At 45.6% G+C, this 12,987-nt stretch carries 12 protein-coding genes; 1 reads left to right on the top strand and 11 read right to left on the bottom strand.

Annotation, left to right across the window (positions count from 1 at the left end; genetic code table 11):
* Positions 1-188: 188 nt before the first annotated feature.
* The 10 genes from ybeD to leuS all read right to left on the bottom strand — a co-directional run bounded on the left by ybeD (position 189) and on the right by leuS (position 10,876).
* Entirely contained in the window at positions 189-467 is a 279-nt protein-coding gene (ybeD, locus tag AACR75_RS07860; protein ID WP_010317329.1) for a DUF493 family protein YbeD, read from the bottom strand.
* 119 nt (positions 468-586) lie between these two features.
* Positions 587-1,765, bottom strand: a complete 1,179-nt coding sequence (locus AACR75_RS07865; protein ID WP_017045828.1) for a serine hydrolase — start codon at positions 1,763-1,765, stop codon at positions 587-589.
* Positions 1,766-1,857: 92 nt separating this feature from the next.
* Positions 1,858-2,640, bottom strand: coding sequence for a septal ring lytic transglycosylase RlpA family protein (locus tag AACR75_RS07870; protein WP_047689567.1), 783 nt, complete (start codon positions 2,638-2,640; stop codon positions 1,858-1,860).
* Positions 2,641-2,642: 2 nt separating this feature from the next.
* Positions 2,643-3,764, bottom strand: coding sequence for a rod shape-determining protein RodA (rodA, locus tag AACR75_RS07875; RefSeq protein ID WP_047689569.1), 1,122 nt, complete (start codon positions 3,762-3,764; stop codon positions 2,643-2,645).
* Positions 3,764-5,644 (bottom strand): penicillin-binding protein 2, encoded by a 1,881-nt coding sequence (gene mrdA, locus AACR75_RS07880; RefSeq protein WP_047689572.1) that lies wholly within the window; start codon positions 5,642-5,644, stop codon positions 3,764-3,766. The genes rodA and mrdA overlap by 1 nt, the downstream gene beginning before the upstream one ends.
* A 6-nt stretch (positions 5,645-5,650) precedes the next feature.
* The gene (gene rlmH / locus AACR75_RS07885; protein ID WP_013857336.1) at positions 5,651-6,121 is read right to left on the bottom strand and encodes a 23S rRNA (pseudouridine(1915)-N(3))-methyltransferase RlmH; all 471 of its coding nucleotides are present in this window, start codon (positions 6,119-6,121) and stop codon (positions 5,651-5,653) included.
* A gap of 3 nt (positions 6,122-6,124) precedes the next feature.
* The gene (gene rsfS, locus AACR75_RS07890) at positions 6,125-6,442 is read right to left on the bottom strand and encodes a ribosome silencing factor (RefSeq protein WP_013857335.1); all 318 of its coding nucleotides are present in this window, start codon (positions 6,440-6,442) and stop codon (positions 6,125-6,127) included.
* A 62-nt stretch (positions 6,443-6,504) separates the two neighbouring features.
* Entirely contained in the window at positions 6,505-7,530 is a 1,026-nt protein-coding gene (holA, locus tag AACR75_RS07895) for a DNA polymerase III subunit delta (RefSeq protein WP_013857334.1), read from the bottom strand.
* 9 nt (positions 7,531-7,539) lie between these two features.
* The gene (locus tag AACR75_RS07900) at positions 7,540-8,166 is read right to left on the bottom strand and encodes an LPS-assembly lipoprotein LptE (protein ID WP_017045823.1); all 627 of its coding nucleotides are present in this window, start codon (positions 8,164-8,166) and stop codon (positions 7,540-7,542) included.
* Between the two features lie 136 nt (positions 8,167-8,302).
* Positions 8,303-10,876, bottom strand: coding sequence for a leucine--tRNA ligase (gene leuS, locus AACR75_RS07905; protein WP_026028474.1), 2,574 nt, complete (start codon positions 10,874-10,876; stop codon positions 8,303-8,305).
* Positions 10,877-10,998: 122 nt separating this feature from the next.
* Here leuS and AACR75_RS07910 point away from each other — a divergent pair, with 122 nt between their 5' ends.
* Positions 10,999-11,469, top strand: a complete 471-nt coding sequence (locus AACR75_RS07910) for a zinc ribbon-containing protein (RefSeq protein WP_029388304.1) — start codon at positions 10,999-11,001, stop codon at positions 11,467-11,469.
* A 51-nt stretch (positions 11,470-11,520) separates the two neighbouring features.
* On the opposite strand, the gene lnt is transcribed toward AACR75_RS07910, so the two are convergent.
* Positions 11,521-12,987 (bottom strand): apolipoprotein N-acyltransferase (gene lnt / locus AACR75_RS07915; RefSeq protein ID WP_047689575.1); only part of this gene is annotated, 1,467 nt, incomplete at its 5' end.

Raw genomic sequence — 12,987 nt, forward strand, 5'->3', positions numbered from 1 at the left:
TAAAGTTTTTGGATTATAAACTTCTTCCAGCGAATGGACTACTAATGAGGACGATAAATTTGTCCTTAGTGTGATGGGGTATATGCTAGCTATATGATTTATATTAAAAAAGCAGCCTAAGCTGCTTTCAAAAAAAATTGAATAAATCAAAAAATGAGAGGCTAGGCATCTCAATCACGGTTTTTGGGCTACAGAACCATACGTACGATATCGATCTCGCCTAGCTCTTTGTACAGTATTTCAACTTGCTCGATAGAGGTGGCGGTAATGTTAATCGATAAGGAGTGATAAGTCCCTTTTGCACTGGGTTTAACTCGTGGGCTGTAATCACCTGGAGCGTGACGTTGGATAACTTCAAGAACCTTCTCTGGAAGTTCGGGCTTTGCGTGGCCCATCACCTTGTAGGTAAATGAACAAGGAAACTCGAGTAAGTCTTTGAGTTTTGCATCAGAGTTGATAGTCAGCATAATGGAAACTCCCGTTGATAATTCGATTAGCGGTGGCGAATACTACAGCGAATGTTGATGGAACTCAATAATCACAAAGCCGCGGTAAGGCGGCTTTGTTTTATCTTCTACAAGGGATATCAGAATAACCCTTTGAAAAGCAATATAATGTAGTCCCAAAGACGGCTAAATATGCTGCCTTCATCAACATTTTCTAATGCCAAAAGAGGGTATTCAGCCACGTCTTTGCCATCAAGCTGGTAGTAAAGCTTACCGACCACATCACCTTGGCTTATTGGCGCTCTGAGCTCTTTTTCAAGAACAAAGCTTGCGCTGAGATCCTTCGCTTGACCGCGAGGGAGTGTAACGTAAGTATCTTCATTGACACCAAGCGCCACTTTATCTTTGTCACCCATCCAGATTTTTTCTTCGACGAATGTTTCACCTGCTTTGTGTGGCGCAACGGTTTCGAAGAATCTAAAGCCATAGCTCAGAAGTTTTTTGCTTTCTGATTTACGAGCATTTTCATCTTTGGTTCCCATAACCACAGCAACGAGGCGCATTTTCCCTTCCGTTGCAGAGCTAACTAAACTGTACCCAGCATTACTCGTATGACCGGTTTTAATACCATCTACGTTCATACTTTTATCCCACAGCAAACCATTTCGGTTGTACTGGGTAATCCCGTTATAGGTATATTTCTGCTCTGAATAAATACGGTACTCGTTTGGTACATCACGAATCAACGCTTGACCTAGTAGCGCCATGTCATATGGAGTTGAATAGAGATTTGGGTTATCTAGACCGTGTACGTTAGCAAAGTGCGTATTGCTCATTTTTAGTGAACTTGCCCACGCATTCATTAGGTCAACAAAAGCGTCTTCTGAGCCAGCAATGTGTTCAGCCATCGCCACGCAAGCGTCATTACCAGACTGAATGATGATACCTTTGTTCAGTTCTTCTACGGTAACTGTAGTGCCGACTTCAATAAACATTTTAGACGAGTCAGGGAAGTTTTTAGCCCACGCATTTTTACTGACCACCACTTTATCTTGTGGAGAGATATTGCCACGTTTAAGTTCTTGGCCAATCACGTAGCTGGTCATCATTTTCGTCAAACTTGCAGGTGAAAGTTTGGTGTTCATCTCTTTTTCTGCCAGCACTTTACCTGAATGGTAGTCCATCAACACATAGCCTTTAGCGGCAATTTGAGGAGCATCAGGTATCACGATAGGCGCAGAAAATACTGAGCTAGTAAAGGTTGCAGAAAGCGCAATAGAAGACGCTAGAATCGGTTTTAAGAATGTGTGTTTTTTCATGAGGAATGCAAATTATCTTATTAACTGTCCATATCTTAACAGAAACGACCTATCAAACCAGAGCTTGAATCAAGATCACTGGATTTGATAAGTCACTGAGTGACGGGTTGCGCTTTGATGAAGGCGGTCTCGTAACCGAGCAATTTAACTTTTTCTAGCGTTTGTTGAGTCAGGGCATCGTCATTAAATGGCCCTAAAAATACGCGATGACTGCCATTCACACTGTCTACAAAGCTTTCAACCGTCAATGTTTGACTCAATTGTTCGGATAAAGTTCGTATTCTTTGCTCTGATTTTGCAGAGGCAACTTGGATGAGATATTGAGCCTTCTTTTTCTGTGGTGACGTCGTGATGGGTTTATCGATGGTGATGACTTCGATAGCCACATTCGCAGTCCCGGTTTGAACGACACCCAATTTGTAAGCGGCAGCGTAACTTAAATCAATAATTCGTCCCTCATGAAAGGGACCGCGATCGTTTACCCGAACGATCGCAGTTTTTTTGTTATCTAAATTCGTTACTTTAACGTAGCTGGGTAACGGCAACGTTTTATGGGCGGCCGTCATCGAATACATGTCGTAGATTTCACCGTTGGATGTCAGATGTCCATGAAACTTTTTTCCATACCACGAGGCTTGGCCTTTCTCTGTAAATCCTTTGGCCTCTTTGACAATGGTGTAGTTTATGCCTCTCAAAGTGTAATTCTTGTTGCCGCCCAAACTATAGGGTTCGTATTGCGGATGTGCATCTTCAATATGCTCAACCGAGAGTGGCGTGTTAGGGGCCACGTCGTCTGTTATTGAATAGCGGCCTGAAGAGCTACAACCGATGAGAAATAGACTCGTTAATATAAAGATAAATAGGGAGTTTCTCATGCTTAGGTTGCCTTAGAAAATGCTTTTCGGTGAGTGTGGATAGACATCAGTATGCCAAAGCCAGCCATGAGAGTGACCATGGATGTGCCACCATAGCTGATGAGAGCCAAGGGAACACCAACCACGGGTAAAATACCACTGACCATACCTATATTTACAAAAACGTAAACAAAGAAGCTGAGTACAATACTTCCTGCCATCATTCGGCCGAAAGCCGTTTGTGCGTTGCTCGCGAGGTATAGACCACGTCCGATGATAAAAAGATAAATAGCGAGTAAACACAAGATGCCAATCATGCCCCACTCTTCAGCAATGACGGCAAAAATGAAGTCGGTGTGCCGCTCAGGTAAGAATTCAAGTTGCGACTGTGTGCCGTGTAGCCATCCTTTTCCTGACAACCCTCCAGACCCAATGGCTATTTTACTCTGAATGATATGATAACCTGCACCGAGTGGATCGGATTCCGGATTGAAAAGTGTTCTGACTCGGGTTTTTTGATATTCACGCATCAGAAAGAACCAAAGCACAGGTATGAAGCCACCCAAAGCCACGGCGGCAGAAAAAATGATTCGCCAGCTTATTCCAGATAAGAAAATGACAAAAATACCGGAGGCTGCAATCAATATTGAAGTGCCAAGATCGGGCTGCTTCGCGATTAGCACGGTAGGGATAAACACCATTAACAGCGAAACGACTAGGGTTTTAAAGGTGGGTGGAAGAGAACGTTTCCCTATGTAGCGAGCGACCATGAGAGGCACTGCGAGTTTAAGCAATTCTGAGGGCTGAAAACGAACAAAGCCTAAATTTAACCAGCGCTGAGCTCCCTTGGACGATTCGCCAAAAAACAGCACGCCGAGCAACAACAGTACGCCACAGAAAAACATAAAGGGTGCAAGAGACTCATAAGTTCTTGGGGAAATTTGAGCAAGAAAGATCATCACACCGAGAGCCAGTAACATGCGCATGGCTTGGCGATCCATCATAGTTAAGCTCTGACCGCTGGCGCTGTACATCACGACCAGTCCAAACCCCATCAATAACAAAATACCCAGCAGTAATGGCAAGTCGATGTGCAAGCGCTCAAAAAGCGCTCGATTTTGTCCTGTTGAAGGATCCAGTTCCATTATTTTTCAGCCTCTTTACCTAGAATGGCGCGGTCAAATATTTTCCTAACAACGGGTCCACCATTGCCAGAACCTCCCCCTGCGTTTTCGAGTACCAGAGTGACAATAAGCTGCGGGTCATCTACAGGCGCAAAGCCTGTGAATAGGGCATGGTCACGAAGGTGTTCGGCTAATTCATCGGCCTTATACACTTGGTTTTCTGCCAAGCCAAACACTTGCGCAGTTCCAGATTTTCCAGCGCTGACATATTTCATATTGGTAAATGAGCGCCGTGCGGTTCCTTTTTTACCGTGGTTTACAAGACGCATGCCATTGATTGCGATGTCCCAATAGCGTTTCGGCACCCCTTCGATCGGTGGCGAAGTTTCTAATTCTGAAAGCTCTTGCCTGCTAAACTCTTCACCATTTTTGAGCGTCGAACGCAATAAATGCGGCGCAATCACTTTGCCGTGATTAACCAGCACGGAAGTCGCTTTGGCAATTTGCATCGGTGTTGATGTCCAATACCCTTGGCCAATGCCGACCGGAATCGTATCACCTTGATACCAAGGGGTTCGGTGACGTGCCATTTTCCATTCACGCGTTGGCATGTTCGCTTTGCCTTCTTCATAAATGTCTAAACCTGTATAGTCACCAAAGCCAAATTTCATCATCCAACTAGAGAGACGATCAATACCCAAGTCGTAGGCGATTTGGTAAAAGAAAGTATCGACAGACTCTTCGAGCGCCTTATTAATGTCCACTCGACCATGCCCCCAGCGCAACCAGTCTCGGAAGGGCCGCGTTTTGGAGTTTGGTATCACCCAATAACCAGGATCATTACGTGTTGTTGTTGGGGTTATAACCCCTTCTTGAAGTGCAGCGACGGCAATAAAAGGTTTAATCGTTGAGCCGGGAGGGTAAATACCAAGTGTCGCTCGATTGACTAACGGGCGGTCTGGGTCATTGAGAAGTTCGTTGTAGGCGGCGCTAGAAATACCATGTACGAATGGGTTTGGATCGTAGCTTGGACTTGATGCCATGGTAAGGACACCGTTATCTTTTGGATCGAGCACTACAATTGAACCTCGACGGCCATCCAACAACTTGTGCACATAAAGCTGCAGATCAATGTCCAAGCTTAATACAATGTCTTTCCCTGCCACGGGAGGGACGTATTTTAAGGTGCGAATGATGCGTCCTCGGCTATTGACCTCAACTTCTTGGTAGCCAGCCGTGCCGTGCAGCACATCCTCATAAAAGCGTTCAATCCCCAGTTTGCCAATATCACGAGTGGCTTGGTAATTGGCTGAGCGCTCTTCGCGTTCTAGACGTTCCATATCTCGGTCATTGATTCTGGATACATAACCGATAACATGAGTGAGAGCTTCACCATAGGGGTAGTAGCGCTTTAAGCTTGCGCTTACTGATACACCGGGAAACTTGTGCTGATTGACCGAAAAAATAGCCACTTCTTCCGGTGTTAACTGTGTCAAAAGCGGCACTGAATTAAACCGGCGTGTCTGACGACGCTCTTTTTCAAAGGTGGCAATTTTTTCTGGTGAGATGGTCAGGTATTGCTGTAAGCGCGTGATCGTATCATCCATATCGCGCACTTGCTCAGGTGTGATCTCTAAGTTGAATACTGGGCGGTTTTCCGCTAGTAGCACACCATTGCGGTCATAAATTAACCCTCGATTAGGCGCAATCGGGACGATTTTGATTCGGTTATCGTTGGATCGCGTTTTGTAATCTTGATATTGGTTAATTTGAATATGGTACAAATTGGTAAGCAGAACGCCCACCAGCATGATGATCGCAATAAAAGAGACAATTGCTCGGTTGCGAAACAGCCGAGCTTCTGATTGGTAGTCACGAATTTGGCTACGCTTACGTAACATGAATAGTTATTCTCGGTGATAAGGGTGATTAGCCGTAATACTCCAAGCGCGGTACAAACTCTCTGCCATGACCACTCGAACCAAAGGGTGAGGAAGTGTCAACGGCGAAAGCGACCAGCTCTGCTCTGCGGCGGCTTTGCATGCAGGAGAAAGCCCTTCAGGGCCACCAATTAAAATTGATACATCACGGGCATCGAGCTTCCAACTTTCAAGTTGTTCCGCCAGTTGTTCGGTATCCCAACGCTTACCTGGAATATCGAGAGTAACAATTCGATTGCTTTTTGGCACGGCCGCGAGCATAGCTTCGCCTTCTTTTTGCAAAATTCTTGCAATATCCGCATTTTTGCCACGTTTGCCCGCTTGTATCTCCACTAATTCAAGCGGCATATCGTGTGGAAAACGTCGGCGGTACTCTTGAAAGCCTTCTTCTACCCATTTCGGCATTTTGGTACCAACGGCAATCAACTGAATTTTCAAAACTTAACTCCAAAGTTTTTCAAGCTGGTACAGATCACGGTGCTCTTCTTGCATAACATGCAACATGCTGCTGCCCATGTCTAGCACGACCCATTCACCTTCACTTTCGCCATCCATACCCAGTGGTTCCATGCCCACTTTTTTGACTTCAGTTGCGACATGTTCGGCAATCGAGGCTACATGTCGTTTTGATGTGCCTGTGCAAATGATCATGTAATCGGTGATGCTAGATTTTCCCTTAACATCTAAGGTTTTGATATCAATGGCTTTCATATCGTCGGCTTTATCGGCAAGAAAGTCTTTCAATTCGTGGTGTTGCAAGCGTCATCTCCTTTAAAAATTGGTCTGGTTACTGACAAAATGTCGCGGAGTATAACACGCCTTCAAGCCAACTTTGATACAACGGACTGTGGCAAGCAAAATTCAACACTGATTTGCTGCAATATTGGCCAAGTTGAGGTTTCATACTGAGTTTTAGTTACTCTTTCGGCTTGGGTGAGTAATGCAATCAGCTGTTTGAGTTTATCTCTCGATAGTCTTTTTAAGCTTGCCGCGTACCAAGGTCGCTTGGATTGCCAAATTCGGTACTTATCAAAGATTGAGCCAATCGGCATCTGGGTTAAATCTTGATGCATTTGCAGCAGCAGTAGCAGCTCTTTTTGTAGGCTACGTATCAGAATCACAGGCTCAGTGCCTTCAGTAATGAGCTGGCGTAAAATACGTTGTGACCGATTCGCTTGCCCTTCGAGCAGCGCATCGACCCAGTGAAAGACAGTGAAGTGGTTATGTCGGCTTAATGACTCTTCTAAGCGGATCAGCGTCAGTAAGCCATCTGGATAGAGTAGCGCGAGTTTTTCTAAGCTTTGAGATAGTGCGAACAGATTGCCTTCATGCCATTGCGCCAGCATCTGCACTGCTTCTTGATCAGGTTTTAGCCCCAATGCGCGGCAGCGCATCATGACAAATTGTGGCAGTTTGCTGATGTCCGGGGTTAAGCAACTCACCCAACATCCTAGGCTTGAGAGTGTCTTAAACCATTTAGTGCTTTCTTGTGCTTTGGTCAATTTCTCACCGATGATCACAAGTAGTACGTCAGGATGAAGCGATTGACCTAGGGCGACGAGCTCTTTTGCTGTTGCTGCATTTGCACCCGTTTCAGGTAATTCAATTTCAATGATTTTTTTGCTGGAAAATAAACTTAAAGCTTGGCAGCAGTCATAGACTTGATCCCAGTTTAAATGGGCATCGGCACTGAAACGATGGCGTTCTTCAAATCCTTGTTCTAATGCTTTTTTCTCTATCGCCACGCGTGATTCTTGCAGCAATAGCGGTTCGTTGCCAAACAGTAAGTAAAGCCCCATCAAGGGCTTGTTTAAGTGATCGGCCAGCTTGTCAGCAAATATTCTCATTACTCGCCTTTAGTTTGTCGCAGGAGCCGTGAATTGTGACGGTTCACTTTCCACGGTGTTTATCTCATAGGCCTGCTGGTCTGTTTGCTGCTGTTCATTTTCTTGTTGTTCAAGTTGATGTTCATTCGCTGCAATATCGGCTTTTAGACGTGCCATTTGGCGTAGAATTTGAGTTGCAGCTAGTTTACGCATCTCATCTTCAATCATGTCTCGCTCTACCGATTTGGCGAGAGCGGTTAATGGGTTATCAAGATAGCTACGAGTCACACTGGTTGAAAACGTTTTTATCCCCACTTCAGGTAGGGTGACGCTATAGGAGGCGTTGAACGTCAATTCCAATTCAGCAGCACGAGTATTTTGATAAAGCGAAAGCGTCCGTTCACCAACACTCTCGTTTATTAGATAGATGTTTGGCACCGTCTCTGAGGGGGAAACAATCTCAATGTCACTCATTCGTAATTGATTTTTTACCATACGAGTGAAGGTACTGTATTGGTCGTAGCTGGTGACAGAGACTCGATTGAGTTCTTCAGGAACGGAGTAATCGCCACGAAGATGAAAGCCGCAAGCTGAGAGTAGGCTGCTCATAATAACAATTAACGATAATTTCAGAGAGTAAGACGAAATTTGGCGCATTGGGGTTAAGTTCTCATATATTTAGGTGACTTATCTTAGCGCTCTATAGCTCTGTGGGTAAGAACGCTAAGATAAATCAACAGGGCAGCGAGCTACCCTGTTGATAAACCAGTTATTACGACATTAGGCTGCGATATTAGTTCGCAACGATGTTCAGTAACTTACCTGGTACATAGATAACTTTACGAACGGTTAAGCCATCCGTAAATTTCATGACGTTTTCGTCTGCTAAACCGAGTGCTTCAACCTGATCTTTACTTGCATCAGCGGCTACGGTCAGCTTACCACGAAGTTTTCCGTTAACTTGTAGGACGATCAGTTTTTCATCTTCCACTAGGGCGGATTCGTCGTAGGTCGGCCACACGGTATTATCTACATCACTCTCACCCAGTGCATTCCACAGTTCAAAGCTGATATGAGGAGTGATTGGGTAAAGCATGCTGACAACCGCTTTTAAAGCCTCGTCGAGAATGGCCCGATCTTGCACGGATTCTTGTGACGCTTTAGTGAGTTTATTCATCAACTCCATAATCGCAGCAATGGCGGTATTGAACGTCTGGCGGCGTGCAATATCGTCAGTCACTTTGGCGATGGTTTTATGCACATCACGACGCAGCGCTTTTTGTTCACCAGTAAGAGAGGCGCTATCTACCGCTTCAGCCACACCTTTAGCGCTATGTTCTGCAACCAGTTTCCAGACGCGTTTTAGGAAGCGGTTAGCACCTTCTACACCAGACTCTTGCCATTCAAGCGTCATGTCAGCCGGAGAGGCAAACATCATGAATAGACGAACCGTATCTGCGCCATACTTATCAACCATCTCTTGCGGGTCGATACCGTTGTTTTTCGACTTAGACATTTTGATCATGCCTGAGTGCTCAACGTTGCGGCCTTGGTTGTCTACGGCTTGAGTGATGCGACCTTTACCGTCGCGTTCCACTTTTACGTCAGTTGGCGCTACCCACTCTTTGGTGCCTTTCTCGTTCGTGTGGTAGAACGCATCTGCCAATACCATGCCTTGGCAAAGTAGTTGCTTGAAAGGTTCATCTGAAGTGACATAGCCTGCATCACGCAATAGCTTATGGAAGAAGCGTGAGTAGAGCAGGTGCATACAAGCATGCTCAATACCACCGATGTATTGGTCTACTGGTAACCAGTAGTTTGCCTTCGCTGGGTCTAAAATATCGTCCGCTTGTGGTGAACAGTAACGAGCGTAATACCAAGACGACTCCATAAACGTATCGAAGGTATCGGTTTCACGTAGTGCAGGCTCGCCATTAAAGGTGGTTTTGGCCCACTCTTTGTCGGCTTTGATTGGGCTAGTTACACCATCCATCACAACATCTTCTGGTAGAATGACGGGCAGTTGATCAATTGGCACTGGGTGAACTTGGCCATCTTCAGTGGTCACCATAGGAATCGGCGCGCCCCAGTAACGTTGGCGAGAAACCCCCCAGTCACGTAGACGGAAATTAACGGTTTTCTTGCCTTTACCTTCAGCCTCCAGCTTGGCTGCAATAGCATCAAATGCTGCTTGGAAGGCTAAACCATCAAATTCGCCAGAACCAAACAGGACTCCTTTTTCAGTGTACGCAGCGCTAGACACATCGACTTCAGAGCCATCTTCTGGTTTGATGACTGGAATGATGTCTAGGCCATATTTGGTGGCGAACTCAAAATCACGTTGGTCATGAGCAGGTACGGCCATCACCGCGCCTGTACCGTAATCCATCAGCACAAAGTTGGCGATATAAATAGGCACTTCACGACCATTTAAAGGATGAATGGCCGTTAAGCCTGTATCCATGCCTTTCTTTTCCATGGTCGCCAGTTCAGCTTCTGCAACTTTAGTGTTCTTACATTCGTCAATAAAAGAAGCTAAAGCAGGGTTATTTTGCGCTGCAATGGTCGCTAATGGATGACCAGCCGCAATGCCCACATAAGTGACACCCATCAAGGTATCAGGGCGAGTGGTATAGACGTCGAGATCTGAATGACCGTTGACACCAAACTTGAGCTCTACGCCTTCTGAGCGACCAATCCAGTTACGCTGCATGGTTTTGACCATTTCAGGCCAACCTTCTAAGTTCTCTAAATCGTCCAACAGTTCTTGTGCGTACGCGGTGATCTTAATAAACCATTGTGGGATCTCTTTTTGTTCTACTGGTGTATCACAACGCCAGCAGCAGCCATCTTCAACTTGCTCGTTAGCGAGAACGGTTTGGTCGTTTGGACACCAGTTAACGGAAGAGGTTTTCTTGTAGACTAAGCCTTTTTGATACAGCTTCGTGAAGAACTCTTGTTCCCAGCGGTAATATTCTGGCGTGCAAGTGGCGAATTCACGGCTCCAATCGTAGCCAAAACCCAGCAGTTTTAACTGGTTTTTCATGTACTGAATGTTTTCGTAGGTCCAAGGCGCTGGTGCCGTTTTGTTTTTTACAGCCGCATTTTCAGCGGGTAGGCCAAATGCGTCCCAACCAATGGGTTGCATGACGTTCTTGCCTTGCAGACGTTGAAAACGAGAGACTACATCACCGATAGTATAGTTACGCACGTGACCCATGTGCAGTCGGCCACTTGGGTATGGGAACATAGAAAGACAGTAGAATTTTTCTTTATTTGGGTCTTCACTTACAACAAAGGTCTTGTTGTCATCCCAGTGCTGTTGAACTTTTTGTTCAATATCTTGCGGGTTATATTGCTCTTGCATCGATGATATCCGGTTATCTTGGAATTTGTGAGTTCGGTTAGAACAGAGTCTAATAGATCGACATAGAATACCTAAAGCAGGGGTACACAACAATAGCCAATCTGGTTTGATGGAGGTGGGTGATGCCAAAACGTAAAACAAGTTACGAAGAGATTGTGGATGACGTGATTGAAACGCTCAAACATAGTCCTGATGAAATGTCCCAAGTTTTGCAAACATCAGGTAAGGTTGTTGATGCTGCCAATAATCTCACCAAAGATGAATTAGCGCTTATTTCTGCCTATGTAAAAGCGGATCTCAAAGAATTCGCGGATAGTTTTGAAGAGAGCAGAAGCAGCCCATTTTCATTGATGATTACCAATTCAATTTGGCAGGGGCTTTTTGAAATCACCGATAAAACAAAAGTGGAATGGGTGGAATTGTTTCAAGATTTAGAAAGACAAGGTTTGTACCAGGCGGGGGAGATGATAGGCCTTGGAATGTTAGTGTGTGACCATTGTGGGCATAAAACCCAGTATAATCATCCAACTGAAATTATGCCTTGTATTCAATGTGGGCAAACGGCTTTTACTCGTCAGCCATTAAAACCTTAAGTGTTGCTGATAGAAAACCTCAAAAAGGCGCTGAAATGCGCCTTTTTGAGGTTAAGAATGAGGTGAGTGACGTCTTGTCCATCCGACGATCAAACTGAGTAACACCCAGACGTAGAGCGGCCAAGTGCCGACAGCGTGATACGGCGTCTCTCCTTTGGTCGACGTGATGGTTGCTTTCAATACGGCTGTTTCAAATTGTGGGATCTGCTGCGTTATTTTACCTTTGTGATCCGTCACGGCGGTGACACCATTGTTGGTTGAACGAATGAGCGGTTTACCCAGCTCTAAAGCTCTCATCCGAGCAATCTCCATATGTTGCAATGGGCCATTTGAATGCCCAAACCACGCATCGTTAGAGAGGGTTAAGATAAAATCTGTTTCATCAGTGACATTCGCTCTGACTTGTTCATTGAAGATGATTTCATAGCACAGTGCCGCGGCTAGGTGTCTCCCCTTGGCAATCAGATTCGGTTGAATATAGTCACCACGGCTAAATGAAGACATCGGCAAGTTGAAAAAGGGTGCGATGGGCCTGAGCCAATCTTCAAATGGCACAAACTCACCAAATGGCAATAAATGATGCTTATGGTAGCGAGCGTCAGAGTTATAACGGTAGTCGCCATAAGGGTTGGTGCCAAGTACCAGAATGCTGTTGTAAAAGGATCGCTCTGGGCTTTGGTTGAGCACGCCTGTGACAATTGCACTGTCGTTCATTTTTGCCGCAGAATCTAAGTTACTCAAATAGGAAGGGATCTCGAATTCAAATGCGGGAATCGCCGCTTCTGGCCATACGATAATATCTGCGTCCCAGTTTTCTCGACTGAGATCGGTGTAGGCCATAATGGTTGGCCAGCGCTGATTGGGAAGCCATTTTTCCGCTTGCTTAATATTACCTTGAATCAGTGCGACGCGAGTTTGTGTGCTGGGATCGAGAGTGACCCAATCGAAATTGCGTAGTCCAAACCCCGTCGCCAATATGGTCAGAGGAATGAGCACGAGTATCCAAGAGCGCTTAAGCCACGTCATTGCTAGAGCGCTAGAACAGAGGAGCGTGAAGAAGGTGACCAGCTCAACGCCTCCCAGTGGTGCGAAACTGGCAAGCGGGCTATCAATTTGACTATAACCAAGCCATAACCAAGGAAAGCCGGTCATTACCCAGCCTCGAAGCCAATCGGTAATTAGCCAAAGCGCAGGGGTGGCTAATAAAAAATGGCTGATAGTGTTACGGCGGAAAAAACGGTTGAGTAAGCCAGTGAAAAGCCCAGAATAAAGGGCTAAATAACCGACCAGTAATGACATCAGGAACAGGCTGGCAATTTTGGGCATACCACCAAAGGTATCAATACTGACGTGCACCCAACTGATGCCAAAAGCAAAAAAACCTAAGCCCCAGCAGTATCCGATCCATGCTGCTTTTTTAGCTGGTTGCTGATTAATGAGCAACAATAGCAACATGGGGGTGAGTATGGCCAGCGGCCAAAACTGATAAGGAGCAAAAGCGAGTGGGGTTAATGCGCC

The sequence above is a fragment of the Vibrio sp. ZOR0018 genome, assembly GCF_963865925.1.
Lineage (GTDB): Bacteria > Pseudomonadota > Gammaproteobacteria > Enterobacterales > Vibrionaceae > Vibrio > Vibrio anguillarum.

Coding starts and splice junctions, on each gene's coding strand:
- AACR75_RS07865 (WP_017045828.1), bottom strand. CDS start 1,765: ATGAAAAAACACACATTCTTAAAACCGATTCTAGCGTCTTCTATTGCG.
- mrdA (WP_047689572.1), bottom strand. CDS start 5,644: ATGTTACGTAAGCGTAGCCAAATTCGTGACTACCAATCAGAAGCTCGG.
- ybeD (WP_010317329.1), bottom strand. CDS start 467: ATGCTGACTATCAACTCTGATGCAAAACTCAAAGACTTACTCGAGTTT.
- holA (WP_013857334.1), bottom strand. CDS start 7,530: ATGAGAATATTTGCTGACAAGCTGGCCGATCACTTAAACAAGCCCTTG.
- AACR75_RS07900 (WP_017045823.1), bottom strand. CDS start 8,166: ATGCGCCAAATTTCGTCTTACTCTCTGAAATTATCGTTAATTGTTATT.
- AACR75_RS07870 (WP_047689567.1), bottom strand. CDS start 2,640: ATGAGAAACTCCCTATTTATCTTTATATTAACGAGTCTATTTCTCATC.
- rodA (WP_047689569.1), bottom strand. CDS start 3,764: ATGGAACTGGATCCTTCAACAGGACAAAATCGAGCGCTTTTTGAGCGC.
- leuS (WP_026028474.1), bottom strand. CDS start 10,876: ATGCAAGAGCAATATAACCCGCAAGATATTGAACAAAAAGTTCAACAG.
- AACR75_RS07910 (WP_029388304.1), top strand. CDS start 10,999: ATGCCAAAACGTAAAACAAGTTACGAAGAGATTGTGGATGACGTGATT.